A 15,167-nucleotide genomic window follows, 5' to 3' on the forward strand; every position below is an offset into this window, starting at 1 on the left:
TTCCTAGAAAAATCAAAACAGCGGAAGGCGCCCCATGGCCCTGCGTAAAATCGGCCACTTTAACATCGACATCGCAAATATCGACGAGAGCAAGAAATTCTACTGCGACATCCTGGGCCTGGTCGACGGAAAAAGGTCGCCACCGCCGTTCCCCGGCGCGTGGCTTTACGGTGAGGACGGCTCGCCGATGGTTCACCTGTCGGATGTATTGCCGACGGACCAGCGCCACTCCGCCCCCACCGGACTGCTCAACCCCGCTTCGGAAACTCGCCAGTCGGACCGCGATGCTCTGGCGGCAAAACTCGACGTCGTCGGTTGACTGCCTCGTCGCGGCAGACGATCGATCTTCCCGGAAGGCAGCAATGAGGACGGACAGCACCGTATTCATCGTGGGGGCCGGGCCAATCGGAATGAGCTTGGCTTTACTTCTCGACCGGCTCGGGATCGATTCGATCGTCGTCGAGCGCAGTCCCGGCATCACGACTCATCCCAAGGCTCGTGATCTCAACGCGCGAACCATGGAGTTGTTCCGGATGTGGGGCCTCGAGGAACCGATTCGAGCCTGAAGCTTTTCACGGAGGGCACCTGTCATCCGCTGGTGCGAAAAGCTTTCCGGGCCGTTCGTCGCGGATAAATGTTAACTATTGGCGAATGAGCGCCCAGGTGACGGAAAGGTTCCGCAGCGGTAACGTCTTCCTGGCGGGTGACGCGGCACACCGGTTCCCTCCGACCGGTGGTATGGGCCTCAACTCAGGAGTGCAGGACGTCCACAACCTGGCTTGGAATATGGCGTTCGTGGTTTCCGGAGCCGCCTCTCCTCGCCTACTTGATACCTATGAGTGGAGCGGCGCCCAGTCGCCGAATCCAACACCGCGTGGTCGACGGACAACTTCCGCCGCATGAACGACATCCGTGACGCCCACCTGAGACGCACGGAAGATCCGCTCGCCTGGCAGGAAGCCATGATCGACATGGACAACCAGCTGCATGCGGACGGTCAAGCGGCTGATTACACCTACGAACAGGGCGCACTGATCAGAGGCGACGAGCTGTCGCGCTGGGTCTCCGGCCGAATTTGACGGTGCCGACGGGTGCCGACTGGCAGTTCACCGTCCTCGAGCCTCGTTGAGTAAGGGCCATCGTTTACCTAAGGGTGACCAGTAGAGCCTGTCAACAGGTAAACGCTGCCGTACACTTCGAGCATGAGCGACAGGACGGCACGCCGGGCCGGCAGAGGCGCGCGGGAACGCGTCATCACTGCCGCCATCACCCTGTTCGCCACGCGCGGCATCGCCGCAACCTCGATGGAGGACATCGCGACTCAGGCTCCGGTCTCCAAACGCACCCTGTACGCGCACTTCCCGACCAAGGAAGACCTGGTCCTCGCCCAGCTGGACTTCCTGCTGCGCGCCGGGTTCTCGCTGCTCGCAGTCCTGAGCCGCACCGACGTTCCGCCACGGGAACGGCTGCTCGCGATGTTCTCCGCGCAGCCATGGCCGGATGGGATCGCCCGGGGGTGCCCGTTCATCCAAGCCGCGACCGAGTACCCGGACCCCGCCAACCAGGTCCACGCCTTCGCCCGCCAACAGAAACTGCTCATGTTCGAGCTGGTGACCAAGCTCGTGGCAGAGCTCGGGATCGCCGATCCGGCGCCGCTCGCGGAACAGCTCGTGACCCTCGCCGACGGCGCCGCAAGCCGCGCGGCAGTGCTCGACGAATCCGACTACGGCCGCCACGCCCGCGCCGCGGCCGAAACACTACTCGACCTCGCGACCACCGCTTCCGCCGGACGCTAGGCGTGCGCTGATCGTCCGTCGATCGCTGCGAAGAGGCCCGAAAGCCCGGTCCAGCGCCGGCGGTTGCAGGTCCTACTCCGCCCCGCGGTGCGTGGTGGCCGTATCGATCACCACGACATCCCGTGGTCCTGATGTACAACTGGTTCAGGTGATGCAGCACCTCATCGTCGGCGTGGCCCGGCCGTGCACGGATGGGCGCACCCGGAGGCGCCGGAGCGGGGCCTTGCAAGTCGTCGGTCCAGGCACACCGGCGCGATAATGATCGAAGTGAAACTCTTGCCCGTCACTGCATCCGGGGCACATGCCGCCCACCTCGACGTCGGCGCCGCCGACGGAACCACGAGTGTCTACATCGGCGGCCTTGGGCTGGCGAGCACGGTCTCGTTTGCACCGGTCATTGGCCATCCCGCCATAGCGGGCCGGGGGCGGCACGTGCTGGTTGACCTGGTCGGTAGTGGCTGGAGCGACCACGACGACTCGTTCGCTTACCCCATCGAGGAGCACGCTGCCGTGGTCGCCACGGTGATCGATGCACTCGAGATCCGTTGGTCACGCTCGTCGGGCACTCACTCGGTGGATCAATCGTGATCAGTCTGGCGACACAGCAGCCCGATCTTGTCGATGAGCTGGTCGTGGCAGAACCGAATTTCGATCCCGGCGTCGGAACAAACTTCGGCGCGGATCGCTGGCTCTGACGAAAACGCCTTTGTCACTCGCGGGATGCAGAGCATCGTCGACGCGGAGGACTCGGCGGTGGGTTTACGGACGCTGCGTCGGTGGTCGCCGCGCGGATTGCACCGCACTGCTGTGTCCTTGCTGGCCGAGCGGGCAACCAGCTTCCGGGCGCAGTTGGCCGGGCTGCCCGTACCGAAGCGGTACGCCTCGGGCGAGTTGAGCGGCGAGGACCTCGGCGGTTTGCGCGCTACCGGGTGTGATGTGCGCGTTGCCGTCCGGATTTGAGGGGTGCAAGATGACGACACACCCGCACGGCGGCGGCCAACGACGCGGCGACGAGTTGCGCCGTCACGTCCTCGTCGCAGCCAAGGACGTGTTCCTGGCGGTCGGCTTCGCCCGAGCCTCGATGGACACCGTCGCGACGCAGGCGGGGACATCAAAACAGTCGCTCTACGCCCACTTCGAAACCAAAGACAAGCTGTTCGACGCGGTGCTGGATCTGGTGCGCGAGTTGTACCTGAGCCACCTAGGAACTCCGGAGACTTACGTCGACGACCCCGCCGACACCGCCGAGGCGGTCAGCCGGTTCTGCGGGCCTTTCCTCCAGCTGATGACTTGGCATGCCCAGGTGCCGACCTGTCGGCTCAGCATCGCGGAGGCCGAACGGCTGCCGCGCAGCTCACGGGCGTACTTCGACGCCGTGTTCGCCACGACCTAGGAGCGGCTGCCCCTTATCTCGCCGAGCAATGCGGTCCACTTGGAACGGACCTCGCCGCCAGCGCCGCACTAGCGCGAGACCTGCTCGACCGCACGATGCTCACGCCCCTGATGCGCGCGCTGCTCGGCTCGGAGTAACAGTACGGTCGGGAGTCGCCGTGTTTGCCCTCTGCTTTGGCCTGTTTGCCAAGCACTGTGCTCACCGGATGAGCTGCTCGAGGGTGCTAAACGGCGACGGTCTTACCGTTCTCGTTGTTCGCTGTGCTCGGGGCACCGTCTGGCTGGTGTTCCTAGCCTATCCCCCACCGGACGGTACAGCGAAGGGAGGTGTCGGTGAGCCACGCTCGCGTTCCTACACAGCTTCCGGCTAAGGGCCAAGAGTAGGATCCCCGCAAGGTGAACCGTCACGGGTTGGGGACCAGCTTCGGTGTCAGACCAGCGCCGGTCGGCGTGGCTGGCGTTGAGCGTAGTAGGCGGACTCGTACTCGGCTGGGGTGAGGTAATCCAGGCGGGAGTGCAGGCGGGCGTTGTTGTACCAGTCGACCCATTCCATCACCGCGTACTCGACCTCTGACAGACCCGCAAACGCGCAGTGTCGGTTGACGGCCTCGGTCTTGAACAACCCGATGATGGACTCCGCCGGCGCGTTGTCGTAGGCGTCACCGACCGATCCGATGGAAGCGGATAGTTCTTGCAGTGCAAGGGAATCGGTGAAGGCTACCGACGTGTACTGACCCGGCATCGCTGTGGTGGATCAATCCTGGCTCGACCGGGTGCCCGTGGTGATCCCGCCGCCACAGCGCCATGTTCAGCGCCTTGGACACCAGCGGTCGTCTTCGCACTCGCCGCGGTCCAGCCCACGATCGCGCGAGAGTGGACATCGAACACGAACGCCACGTAGGCCCATCCGGTCTGCGTCGACATGTAGGTGAAATCAGCCACCCACGCCAGGTTCGGGACGCGGGTGGTGAAGTCCCGGTTGAGCCGGTCACCGGCGCGTACTCCGTCTTGGGCGCCGATCGTGGTCCGCGGAGCGCGGCCCCGGGGTCACGCCGGACAGGCCAGCTCGCGCATGATCCGGTCGACGGTGCATAACGCGACCTCGTGGCCCTGGCGGCGCAGCCAGCGGGTCATCTTCCGCCGCCCGTACACAGCTTCGGGCGCATCCTGGGCATCCAGCAACGCGTTGGTCAGGTACGCGTCGGTGATGTCACGCTCGGACGGTGGCCGGCGGCGGGCCTTGCGGTAGGTCCTCGGCGCGATCTGGATCCCGTGCTCGCAGAGCGCGCGGCAGATCGAACCGACACCGCGGACCTGGCGGTATTCGTCGATGAACCCGACGATCAACGGTGTCGCGGGTCGAGTTCCCGCGCGAAAAAGCCGACGCCAACTTCAGGATGTCGTTGGCCTGCTTGCGTTCCCGGTTCTCCTTGCGCAACCGGTCCAGCTCGGCGCGCTCGGTCACGGCCAGCTCACCACTGGCCGCCGCCGCCACGCGCGGGGCGTCCTGTTGGAGGGCCTTGACGATCCACACGCGCAATGTCTCGGGTGCACGTCGACCATCGGGCCGACCGCGTGCGCGGCGGCGTAGGCAAATCCGTAGTCGTCGAGGCGGTCCAGGGCCAGACGGACGGCCTTCTCACGGACCTCGGGCGGGTAACGCTTGGGCATGGTGACCATCATCCTCAAGAAAGGAAGCGGTCCCCGACCCGTGACGGTTCAACCTGCTCGACCAACGCTATCGAGAGCGTCAACGCCCGCATCCGCCGCGCCGTCCCGAGTTACACCGCTCGTTTGGCTCTGGCGCACTTTCGGTGGTGGGATTACCCGAGGAGGATGCGGTGGCGAAGGAGGGCAAAGCCTGCTCGTCCGTACATTTGCCGCTTGATTAGCTTCGTTTTGGTGTTCATCCCTTCGGTGCGCCCGTTGTGGTGCTCGAGGGTGATCGCGGCGGTGACGGCGTCGATGTCCTGGTCGATGCCTCGCGCGAAGGAGTGCACGTGGGGTAGATCCGCCTTGCGTGCGGCGGTGGTCCATGCCGCCGACCGGGCCGGATTGTCTCTGTGAGGCACGAGAAGGGCGGTGAAGGACCGCACAACCTTGGCCAGCGCGGTCATCTCGGGGGCAGGCCGCGGTCAGGGCTTCGAGTCGTTCGCGTTGCGATTCCGTGAGATTCTCGGGCCGGGTCAGCAGCAGCCGGGCGGCCCTGCGTGGCGAGAGGTGTGGATGCTCGTCGAGGTGCCGGCCCTGGTTCAGGTACCGCACGAGGAGGTTGTGGCTGCCGTTGTAGCCCAGAGCCCCGATTTCGCCGAGCAGCGCGGTGGCTCCGACGCCCGGGTCCTGTTCACGGCGGGTGCGTAGGTGGTCCCGGTACGGGTCGACCATGCAGGCCCGGTACTGGGGGACTCGCTGGATGCGCTCCGGTGTGGCCGCGCGGGCGTAGCGCTTGACTGTGTTCAGTGCCAGGCCGAGGCGGCGTGAGCAGTCCAGCAGCCCGACTCCGGCCTCGAGCAGGGCATGGATCTGTTGCCACCGCTGGAGTGTGGTTTCGGCCAGCGTTCCCTCGCGCAGTCTCGTCGCCGAGGCCCAGCACCCACTGTGGGCGGCGACCTCCCTGCCCGCGGCGTCGCACAGGCCGTGCCAGAGATGCCATCGGTCGGCGACCTGGATCGCGTGCGGCAGCGCATCCCGCACGGCTTGCGCAGAGGCTGCAGAACCGTCCCGGCACACGACTTCGACTCCTGGATGGGCCCGCAGCCAACCGGCCACCACCTCGGCGCCGCGCCCGGGCAGTACGTCGATCCGGGCGCCGGTGTCGGCGTCGATCAATACGGTGGCGTAGTCATGAGACCTGCGCAGGGCGAAATCATCGATCCCCAGCACCCGCGGCACGACCTGATCCCGCAAGGGGATGGCCAGCAAGACCCGAACCGCGGTGTCCCGTCCGAGGGCGATCCCGATCGCCGGGAGCAACCGGGCAGAGGCCCTGCCGGCCAGCTCGCGCACGACAGCACGGACCTGCTCACCGAGCCGGACGGTGCGCCGCTGATATCGCTCGATCAAGCCCGGTACTTGCTCCCGGAAGGTCTGGCGCGCGCACTCGGCCACAGGGCACCGCATCCGGCGAATCCGCAACCTCACCAGCACCCGCCGTCCATCAACCGGCACATCCGCGGGAACCCGCTCAGGGAAGGCATGAACTCGGCCCGTCGGCGTCCCACAGCCGGGGCACGCCACCGCATCGTCCCTGGTTGAAGCCCGGACCACGATCACATCGCCGACATCCTCGACACCCTCGATCGACAGCGCCGAAAGCCCCGAGAACATCGCACCGACCAGCTTCGCCATCTCAGCCACAAACGATCATGACAACCTCGCAAATCCGCCCGGCCAGGGACCCACTGCACCACCACCGAAAGTGCGCCGGAGCCGATCACGGGATAGACCCCCACAAGGGTTCTGACCAGTGCTAATAGAGAAACTAGTGCTCAGGATTGGTGCGTTCAGGTCGGTTGGGGTGTGCTTGGTGCACCAGCGGGATGTACGCCGCTCCAGTTTCGCTCCGGCTCCTCCGTGATAGACGTGAGCGGGGCTGGTTCGCCGGAGTTATCCGGCGAACCAGCCCCGCTCATCCGGGGGTTTAGTAGTAGAAGACCTGGGTGGTGTTGTTGGTGCTGGCCCAGGTGATGTAGCCGTGTTGGAAGTCGCTGCGGCGGCCGCCGGTGATGCTGTATTCGTCGCTGGTGGGATAGCCGAGCCGGCCGGCTTCCCAGCCGAGTGAGGCCCATCTGTCGCGGATGGTGCCGGCGACGGAGTGGACTCCGCTGCTGGGGGACCAGTAGATGCTGGTGCTGTTGGTGAAGTGGTTGTAGCGGCCGATGGTGTCGGGGGTGATGGACTCATCGGTGGTGGGGTAGCCGGGTCCGGTTTCCCAGCCCATGGCCGCCCATTTGGTGCGGATGGCGCCTTGGATTTCGTGGGCGCCGGTGGAGGGGGTCCAGTAGACGGAGGCGCCGTCGGGGTGGTTGAAGTGGTTGTAGCGGCCGATTCCATCCGGTGTTATGGATTCGTCGGTGCTGGGGAAGTTGAGTTTGGGGGCGCCGCCGAGCGCGAGCCATTTCTTGCGGATGTCGCCTCGGATTTCGTGCGCGCCGGAGTTGGTGGACCAGTAGATGGAGGCGGTGTCGGCGAGGCTGAAGTCGTTGTAGCGTCCGGCGCTGCCGTCGATCCCGGTGACGGCGGTTTCGTCGGTGGTGGGGTAGCCGAGGCCGGTTTCCCAGCCGAGGGCGGCCCATTTCCCGCGGATGGCACCGTTGATTTCGTGGGCCCCGGTGGTGGGCGTCCAGTAGATGGATGCGTCGCCGGCTGGGTCGGTGAAGCCGAAATGGTTGTAGCGGCCAATGCCGTCAGGGGTCGTGTTCTGATCTGTGACGGGGAAACCGATGGCAGCCGGTCCACCGATCGCCAGGTACTTGGCGAGAATCTGGTCTTGAACTATGTGCGCGCCGGTGGCGGCGGAGTAGTAGATCGCACCGTGTTCGTAGTTCTGGCCTGTGCCGCCCGCAGCGGCGAACTCGCTGCCGATCGCGTTGCCGAGGAACGACGATGGGCCGCCGAGGTCCAGATAGCGCGCCAGGATGGGGCTAGTGGTTTGCTGGGTCAGTGCGTCGTGTAGATCATCGGTTCTGCTTTCGACAGCCCCAGTGCGAGTTTCGGTCTCTCCGAGGCAGCCTCCCTGCCACGAGGCGTGGTTCACGGCGACGAGTTCGCGCTCACCGTCTTCGGTGCGCACGGCGGGACCGCCCGCGTCGCCCTTGCACGTAGTCGGGCCGCTCGTGCTGCTGACAGTGAAGGTGGTCGCTGAGGTCGAATCCACGGTCGCGGTGGCGACGTGCGCTTGGTTCGGTACCCATTCGGTCGCGCTTCGCCCGTACCCCACCACCTGGACGCTGTCACCGGACTGCGGTGCGGTGTCCCCGAGTGGAACGACCGAGACGTTGTCCACCTTAGACGCGAGTCGGGCTAGCACGATGGGACGGTCGCCCTGGGGCACAAGCCAGGCGACAGCGACCTCATGGCCGTCGATCGCGTCGAGCTGTGTCCGGCCGACGATGGCAGTCGTGGCCTGAGGGGGCGCGGTCACCGACGTGACGCTGGGGAAACATGTGGCGGAGGTGAGCACCCACTGGGGAGCGATCAGGGCGCCGCTGCAGGAGCCGGTTGCGTTGCTGAGCTTGACGACGAACGGGTATGCAGTGCCGGATACGGCGCTGCCCCCGGTTACTGCGGTAGCCGACGGAACGCTGAGCACGAAAGTGGCGAATGCCGCGGCGGCCAGTGCAACGAAGGATCGGAGGCGTCTATGGCTTGGTGTGCAGGTGCGCACGAGGATGACTCCCAGACTAGTTCAATGTGGACGGTGGGATCAGCTTTTCGCGTCGAGTTGCAGCAATGTGGCCGGATCCGGTCCGGAGCCGAGACCGATCCCAGTCCAGGTGTTGGTGGCGACAGCCACGGTGCTCGTCGTGTTGGCGACGGTGACCGTGGCCGTGACCGCGTGGTTGTCGCCCTTGACCTGGTAGGCGTTGGGGATCGTGAGGGTCAGGGTTCCCGTGCTGCCGGTGACCTTGAAGCAGTAGTGACCCGGGTCGGGGTCCTTGTCGGCAGTGTTGCCGCTGCTGCGCACCTCGATCAGCCCGGACGCGCCGCAGGACACGAGCATGATGTGCCCGTCGCCACTGATGAGCGTGATGCCGCGTTGGGCGAGAACCTGCGTGGCGCCCGGGTAGCTGAAGTCCTCCATGATGGATGGCGGTTCGGCAGCGGGGTCGTCCTGTTGTGTGGCAAGCGCCAAACCGGTCCCGGAGGCCAGTAGCGCTCCGATCACGGCGGCAGTGAAGACACGGATTGATGCGCGCATGGTTGTTCGGGGCTCCTATTGCTGTCAGTGAGTTCCCAACATGACTTTCGAGAATTTCCACAGTTCTGAGGAAATGAACGTTCTTGGGCTTCGGCGTTCGTCCGGCCGAGCCGTACGACCATAAACCGGCCTCGGGTGGGCGCCTACCGCCGTGTCGGGTATGTCGGGTTACTCCGACTGGCGCAGCATTGCGTCGTAAAGGTGAACTTGCTCCGATGTCCTTGCGATGCCGGGATAACAGCTGATAATTCTTGATCTTGCCGCGTGCTGCATCGCGAGGGAAAGGCGGGGTGCACACTGGGGAGCGCGCGGATAAATGGCTTCTTTTGTTTCACGGGTTTTCTCGGCGTGTGGGTTAACGCACGCGTATCCCGTCCTGTCGAGGAGTGTTCGCTGTGACTGTGCCGAGACGATGGTTCCGAAGACCGCGTGCTGTACTGGTCGTGACGATGGTGGTGGCGTTGCTGTCCGCTGTCACCGGTCCGGCGGAAGCGGACAGCCAACCGGAGACGTCCATTCCGAACCGGAGCGCAGTGTTCGAATTCCTGCGCTCTGGGGGCCCGGCGGTTGCCGATGCGGCCGAAACGGCGTTGACGGGCAGCGATGACGATGTGCAGGCGTTCTTGGACTCTGGATTCGCGACCGCCCAGGAAACCGACGACCGGATCACGGTACAGCGGATGCTCGGCACGGGCGGTCCCGCGACGCAGCAAGCAGCGAACGTCGCGCTGAGCGGATCGATTGACGACGTCCGGTCCTTTTTGAATTCCGGGTGGCAGCAGCCGTGGCAGGACGACATCCGGATCCAGGTCACCCGACTGTTATCCGCGGCAACCGGTCCGGTGGTCCGGGCCGATGCGAACACCGCGCTCGATGGCTTGCTCGATGACCAGCTCGCGTTCCTTGCGACGGGTTGGCAGCGTGCACAGGACGATGACGATCGCATTGCCGTCCAGAGGCTGCTCAACGCGGGCGGTCCGGAGGTGAAACGGACCGCGAATCTCGCGCTTGACGGCACGATTGAGGATGTTCGCGAATATTTGCGACTGGGGTATCCCGTTGCATTGCAGCGGGACGAAGAGGTGTTGGCGGTCTCCCAGCTGGCCAGCCTTGCCCAGGACGCCCTCGCCCAGTCTGCCGAGCGCACGCAGGCAGCCAAGGACGCTTCTGCCCAAGCCGTTACGGCCGCCGCGGCGGCACGCGCAGCCGCGCAGCGGGCCGCAGCGGAAACACAGCAGGCCCAGGATTCGACAGCCCGTGCTGCGGCGGCTGCGGGGCGGGCCGCGGAAGCCGCGACTCAGGCGGCTTCGGCGGCTCAGACGGCGATCAACGCGGCTGCCGCCGCGGTGTCGGCGGCTCGTGCTGCTGCCAACGCGGCGAGTCAGGCCGCGTGGGCTGCGTCGATGGCCAGCAACGCCGCCGCGAAGGCGCGCAATGCCGCGGCTGCGGCGGCGACGGATCGGGGAAAGGCCGGTGCGGCAAGGGATGCGGCTGTCACTGCGCGGGATGCCGCGCGCGGCGCGCGGGACGCGGCGACTGCGGTCGCCCAGGCCGCCGAAGCGGCCCGACAGGTGGCGGCGGCAGCTTCAGCTGCGGCGGCGGCCGCTGCGGACGCGGACGGTGCCGGTTCCGCGGCTGATGAAGCCGGACAGTGGGCAAGCCGGGCCGGGGCGAGCGCGGACCAAGCGCGCGCGGCTGCGGAGCGGGCACGTCGCAACGCGACCGAAGCCACGCGCGCTGCTGCGGTCGCCCAGTCACTGGCCAACGAAGCCACAGCTCAGGCGGATCAAGCTCGACAGGCGGCCACAGACGCGGCGACCCATGCCGACAATGCCGCCGCGGCCGCGGACGAAGCCGCGCAGCACGCCGGTGAAGCCGAACAAGCAGCCCAACGATCGCAAACCGCTGCCGACGAAGCGAAGATCGCTGCCGACGCGGCTCAATCGGCGTCCGATCAGGCGCAGCAGACCGCAGATACGGGCAAGAAGGCCGATGCCGAACGACTCCAGGAACAGCAGAGCCAGGGCATGCGTGACGCTCAGGATGCGCTGCAGACCCAGACCGATGCCACGCTCAGCGCGCAGTGGCAGGCCGGGCAGGAAGCGCAGCTCGACGCGGAGACACAGCGACTGCTGACCGAGGCCCGCGATCCGTCTACCCCGGGCGCCGCAGTCGTCGCTGACGGCCGGAAGGTCGCAGCGCGAATGTGGCACGCGGGAGGCCCGAACGTGAAACTCGCCGCGGCCACGGCCCTGTCCGGCGACGACGCCACGGTGGTCGCCTTTGTGAGTGACGCGCTGGAGGTCGCAACAGAACAGGACGACCGCTACAGCGTGCAGGTCATCGGCGGCGCGAGCGTCGTGTCCGCGCAGCGGACGGCAGCGCAGGCGGCGCTGGCCGGGTCCTACGACCAGGTCAAGGAGTTCATTCGGACCCGCGACTACCCCGGCAAGGCCGACGACGATCGGATCGCGGTCCAGCGGATCCTGGACAATGGAGGGCCGGCCACTAAACAAGCTGCGAACGCAGCCTTGTCTGGAACGATCGACGATGTCCGGGCGTTCCTGGCAACTGGACAATATAAAGCGGCCGAAGACGATGACCGCATCGCGGCCCAAACCGTCATCGCGGCCGGAGGCCCAGAAGTGAAGGCTGCGGGCAACGCGGCCCTTTCCGGCCCGTGGTCCTATGTCAAGCAATTCCTCCACGTCGAACAGTACCGGGCGGCCGCGCGGGACGCGGAATCCACGTTGTACAACGCTCAGATCGACGGATACCTGGCCGATATTGCCCAGACTGCCGCGCAGGCACGGCAGAACGCTGCCGAAGCCGCGGAAGCGGCCGCCACAGCCAGAGGCGCCGCGGACGAGGCCCGGCAATGGGCTGACCAGGCCCAGGCCTCAGCCGCGCAGGCACGGCAGTACTCCGACCAGGCCCGGCAATGGGCTGACCAGGCCGCAACCTCGGCGGCGGCAGCTTCTCAATCGGCAGAGCAGGCGCGGAAAGCGGCCGCCACCGCGCAGGCCAACGCCGCTGCGGCGCAACGTTCGGCCGCGGAAGCGGGCTATTACGCCGCGCAGGCTGCCAGCGCTGCTGCCAGTGCCAGAGCCGCGGCAGCCCAGGCGCGGGCCGACGCGATCGCTGCCGGCAAATCAGCGCAAGAAGCCGCGACAGCCGCACTGGAAGCCCAGAATGCCGCGGTGGCCAAACAACAGGAAGAACAAGCAAGGCAGGCGGTCACGGGCACCCGCGACTCGGTGAGCAGACTACGGGACGCCATCGCCAGTGCACTGCAAGAAAGTGGGATTTCCGACGAGGTTCGCGGGCAGCTGCAGGACTTCCTGGACCTGGCTACCCAATTGCTGTCCCTGATTGACCAAATGGCCGCCGGCACACTTGACTTTGTCCGCGACCACGCCGGTGAATTGATCGCGTTATTCACGCACTTGATGGAGGTCGGCGGCGGCCTCGGTGCCGCGCTAGCCGGCGCCTCTGCGATTGGGAGTGGCGTGACCACCTGCGCCGAGGAAATCGGTGGCGGAGCGGTGATCGGAGCCGGAGTCGGTGCTCTCCCGGGCGCTGCTATCGGCGGGCTCGGCGGTTTGCTGGCTTGTGTGTTCACCGGGGGGCCGCAGATCGTGGCTGGCGCCGCCGGCCTGCTCGGCGGACTCGCCATGGCTATGGACGGTATCGACAAAGCCGCTCAGGATATCAAAAATTTAGCAGAAAATAAGGGACCCGCCCGAGAACTGAGCACATCTGAGCAGGCCACGCTCGACCGCCTCAATGCCGACCCGAATCTCTCCGGCCGGAACTTCCGCGTGTCCGCAAGGGAAGAGGACGGTGAGTACGTCGACAGTGCTGGGCGCACCTACGACCAGCTGGGTGATCCGAAGGCGTCCCAGTACTGGAACGAAACCAGCTTCCTGCAGTCGATCCGAAACCACCTCAACAAGTCGATGGACTACACCGTGATTGACCTGACCGGTTTTTCCGCAGACCAGGTCGGTGCCGTGAACCGCTACCTTGCCACGCTCACGCCCCAGGAACTGGCCCGGATCCTTCGGGTAGGGTTCTGACGTGGCTGTTGTAGTCGTGCCAGGGCACGAACCCCAAGGACTTCGTAACCAGACCCTGCGAGAGATCTGCGCTCGTGCCAGGGAAGAGTTGGCGGACGAGCGCGACCGGTACCTGGTGGAGGAGGCAAGCGCCATGCACAGCCTCGACTTCAACCTGATCGAACCCGGGCGCCGAGCGCGCATTGCTCGTGCAGTAGCCGGGGCGATCGAAGAATACCGATCCGAGTTGCTCGAAGTCGCCGAGCCGGACGAATTGACCACCAGCCGGATTCCGGTCCTTGCAAGGCTATTGGACTACCTGAGGATCTTTCTGTCGAGCGATTGATACCTCACGCGGTCGATCTATTGATAACAGCAAGCGGCAGTCCAGACCCAACGGCCTGACAGCCTGCTCCGGCGCGCCCGCCAGCCGTCTTGGCCGTTCGTCACACTGGTTGCGCGCCTGGCCGCGCAGATCCATGCGACCAGCCGTGGCGGTTCACGACCTCACCGAGAGCCAGGCTGCAAGTCGGCCTGCATCACACACCACCCAGCGTCACCACCGAATCCGGGCCAGAGCCGCTCGTTTGACAGACCCGATCTCAACGCGGTAATCGCAGATTCTTAGCGGGACCTCGGCCTTCTCGTTCGGTAAGTGACACTGAAGGATCCAGTGCTGAACGAACTCGGCGAACTGACCTGAAATCTATGGCTATGGTATCCCGACAGTGATTGAGTCGGACAACGCGGCGACGCGGTCCAGCCCTGTTCCGGTCGCCGCGATCCGGAACAGGGCCCGGGTTGGGAGGCTTTCGCGGTTTGCGCGCGGGCCTGTCATCGTGATCCGATGACGCCCGTTCGCCGATCTTCCGCGTGGACTTCGACGGCGGCTGCGGCTCGCTCGGCCTGGCTCGGCCTGTCCGGTCGGCCCGGCTTACCCGACCCCGTCCGAACTCGGTCCAACCCGATCGGCCGGCCCGTCCGGTCGGTTCGCCCGTCTGAACTCCGTCCAACCAGGCTCCGACCGTCAGGCCGGACACGTCCCGCTGACTCGGGCGCGCTGGACTGATCGGCCTGTCGCGCGCGCCCGGTGTGCGCCGGCACGAAGCCGCGCTCCCGTTCAGCTGATGGCGAGTGTGAGCTTCCCGCCGGGGTGACCGTCCTCGCTCTCGGTCTGCGCGGCGGCCGCGTCCTCGAGCGGGTAGCTCTTGCCTTGCGCGATCCGGACCCCGCGGTCGGTGACCCAGCCGACGATCGCGGTCAGCACCTCCCGCGACTGCTCGGGACCCGAGTACGGGATCCCCAGCTCGTAGGCGGCTTCATCGGCGATGGTGACGATCCGGTCCTTCGTGCCCCGCAGCTTGATCGACCCGGGCAGCACCCCGTGCCCGGCCGCGTCGAGCACGGCGTCCACCGATCCGGACGTGACCTCGCGGACCCGCTCCTCCCAGCCGTCGCCGTAGCGGACCGGCACGACCCCCAGCGACTTCAGGTCGTCGAGGTTCCGGGTGCCGGCGGTGCCGATGACGGTGGCGCCCTGCGCGATGGCCACCTGCGCGGCGAAGCGCCCGGCCGTGCCGCTGGCGCCGTGCACGAGCAGCGTCTCGCCTTCGCGGACCTCAAGCAGCCTGAGGACGCGAAGCGCGGTTTCGCCGGCGACCGGCAGCGCGGCCGCGTCTGCCCACGAGATGCCGACGGGCTTGGTCGCGAGCGTCTTCGCCAGCGCGTACTCGGCGTAGCCACCGGTGTCGGGCAAGCCGAACACCTCGTCGCCGACGGCGAAGTCCGCGCCCTCGCCGACGGCGTCGACGACGCCGGCGACTTCGAAACCGGGGGTGTGCGGGAAGGAGATCGGGAAGCTCTGCTGCTTGGTACCGTTGCGGATCTTCCAGTCGAGAGGGTTGATCCCGGCGGCCCGGACGGCCACCCGCACCTGCCCCGGGCCGGGTTCCGGCACCGGGACCTCGGACAGCTGCAGGACTTCCGGCCCGCCGTAGGCGG

The 15,167-nt window shown here is 66.4% G+C and carries 16 protein-coding genes, 1 pseudogene and 1 other annotated feature; of the genes and pseudogenes, 10 read left to right on the top strand and 7 right to left on the bottom strand.

Annotation, left to right across the window (positions count from 1 at the left end; translation table 11 throughout):
- The first annotated feature begins 34 nt into the window (after positions 1 to 34).
- From FHX82_RS35890 to FHX82_RS35920, 8 genes are all read left to right on the top strand, one after another.
- Positions 35 to 319 carry a VOC family protein gene (locus FHX82_RS35890; protein ID WP_183177052.1) on the top strand — a complete coding sequence of 95 codons (285 nt, stop codon included), beginning with the start codon at positions 35 to 37 and terminating at the stop codon, positions 317 to 319.
- Positions 320 to 362: 43 nt separating this feature from the next.
- Positions 363 to 566, top strand: coding sequence for an FAD-dependent monooxygenase (locus tag FHX82_RS38140; RefSeq protein ID WP_183177053.1), 204 nt, complete (start codon positions 363 to 365; stop codon positions 564 to 566).
- Positions 499 to 903, top strand: coding sequence for an FAD-dependent monooxygenase (locus FHX82_RS36700; protein ID WP_308431541.1), 405 nt, complete (start codon positions 499 to 501; stop codon positions 901 to 903). The genes FHX82_RS38140 and FHX82_RS36700 overlap by 68 nt, the downstream gene beginning before the upstream one ends.
- Positions 900 to 1,079, top strand: a complete 180-nt coding sequence (locus FHX82_RS36705; RefSeq protein WP_221216969.1) for a hypothetical protein — start codon at positions 900 to 902, stop codon at positions 1,077 to 1,079. Before FHX82_RS36700 ends, FHX82_RS36705 begins: the two co-directional genes overlap by 4 nt.
- Positions 1,080 to 1,202: 123 nt before the next feature.
- Complete coding sequence (locus tag FHX82_RS35905) at positions 1,203 to 1,796, top strand: TetR/AcrR family transcriptional regulator (RefSeq protein ID WP_145936368.1); 594 nt, start codon at positions 1,203 to 1,205, stop codon at positions 1,794 to 1,796.
- A 258-nt stretch (positions 1,797 to 2,054) separates the two neighbouring features.
- Positions 2,055 to 2,384 carry an alpha/beta fold hydrolase gene (locus FHX82_RS35910; protein WP_145936369.1) on the top strand — a complete coding sequence of 110 codons (330 nt, stop codon included), beginning with the start codon at positions 2,055 to 2,057 and terminating at the stop codon, positions 2,382 to 2,384.
- Between the two features lie 132 nt (positions 2,385 to 2,516).
- Positions 2,517 to 2,756, top strand: a complete 240-nt coding sequence (locus FHX82_RS35915) for a hypothetical protein (protein WP_145936370.1) — start codon at positions 2,517 to 2,519, stop codon at positions 2,754 to 2,756.
- Positions 2,757 to 2,766: 10 nt separating this feature from the next.
- Positions 2,767 to 3,189, top strand: a complete 423-nt coding sequence (locus FHX82_RS35920; RefSeq protein ID WP_221216970.1) for a TetR/AcrR family transcriptional regulator — start codon at positions 2,767 to 2,769, stop codon at positions 3,187 to 3,189.
- Between the two features lie 429 nt (positions 3,190 to 3,618).
- Here the strand turns inward: FHX82_RS35920 and FHX82_RS38145 are convergent, their stop codons facing one another.
- From FHX82_RS38145 to FHX82_RS35940, 6 genes and pseudogenes are all read right to left on the bottom strand, one after another.
- Complete coding sequence (locus FHX82_RS38145; RefSeq protein ID WP_373308545.1) at positions 3,619 to 3,930, bottom strand: integrase core domain-containing protein; 312 nt, start codon at positions 3,928 to 3,930, stop codon at positions 3,619 to 3,621.
- Positions 3,906 to 4,112, bottom strand: coding sequence for a hypothetical protein (locus tag FHX82_RS38150; RefSeq protein WP_373308572.1), 207 nt, complete (start codon positions 4,110 to 4,112; stop codon positions 3,906 to 3,908). Before FHX82_RS38150 ends, FHX82_RS38145 begins: the two co-directional genes overlap by 25 nt.
- A gap of 123 nt (positions 4,113 to 4,235) precedes the next feature.
- Complete coding sequence (locus tag FHX82_RS38155) at positions 4,236 to 4,535, bottom strand: IS3 family transposase (protein ID WP_373308547.1); 300 nt, start codon at positions 4,533 to 4,535, stop codon at positions 4,236 to 4,238.
- Positions 4,443 to 4,571 (bottom strand) — a sequence feature (AL1L pseudoknot). It overlaps the preceding gene by 93 nt.
- A 440-nt stretch (positions 4,572 to 5,011) precedes the next feature.
- Positions 5,012 to 6,545: pseudogene (locus FHX82_RS35930) on the bottom strand (ISL3 family transposase).
- A 283-nt stretch (positions 6,546 to 6,828) separates the two neighbouring features.
- The gene (locus FHX82_RS35935; RefSeq protein ID WP_308431542.1) at positions 6,829 to 8,574 is read right to left on the bottom strand and encodes a trypsin-like serine protease; all 1,746 of its coding nucleotides are present in this window, start codon (positions 8,572 to 8,574) and stop codon (positions 6,829 to 6,831) included.
- A 39-nt stretch (positions 8,575 to 8,613) separates the two neighbouring features.
- Entirely contained in the window at positions 8,614 to 9,108 is a 495-nt protein-coding gene (locus tag FHX82_RS35940) for a hypothetical protein (RefSeq protein ID WP_145939038.1), read from the bottom strand.
- A 449-nt stretch (positions 9,109 to 9,557) separates the two neighbouring features.
- On the opposite strand from FHX82_RS35940, the gene FHX82_RS35945 reads away from it, so the two are divergent.
- Together FHX82_RS35945 and FHX82_RS35950 are read left to right on the top strand one after the other, a co-directional pair.
- A complete protein-coding gene (locus FHX82_RS35945) occupies positions 9,558 to 13,187 on the top strand; it encodes a chemotaxis protein (RefSeq protein ID WP_229880383.1) in 3,630 nt (1,209 codons plus the stop codon).
- Position 13,188: 1 nt separating this feature from the next.
- The gene (locus tag FHX82_RS35950; RefSeq protein ID WP_145939040.1) at positions 13,189 to 13,512 is read left to right on the top strand and encodes a hypothetical protein; all 324 of its coding nucleotides are present in this window, start codon (positions 13,189 to 13,191) and stop codon (positions 13,510 to 13,512) included.
- A 774-nt stretch (positions 13,513 to 14,286) separates the two neighbouring features.
- On the opposite strand, the gene FHX82_RS35955 is transcribed toward FHX82_RS35950, so the two are convergent.
- Positions 14,287 to 15,167: NADP-dependent oxidoreductase (locus tag FHX82_RS35955; protein WP_183177054.1), on the bottom strand; the 881-nt coding region annotated here is incomplete at its 5' end.

The organism is Amycolatopsis bartoniae (genome assembly GCF_014191255.1).
Lineage (GTDB): Bacteria > Actinomycetota > Actinomycetes > Mycobacteriales > Pseudonocardiaceae > Amycolatopsis_E > Amycolatopsis_E bartoniae.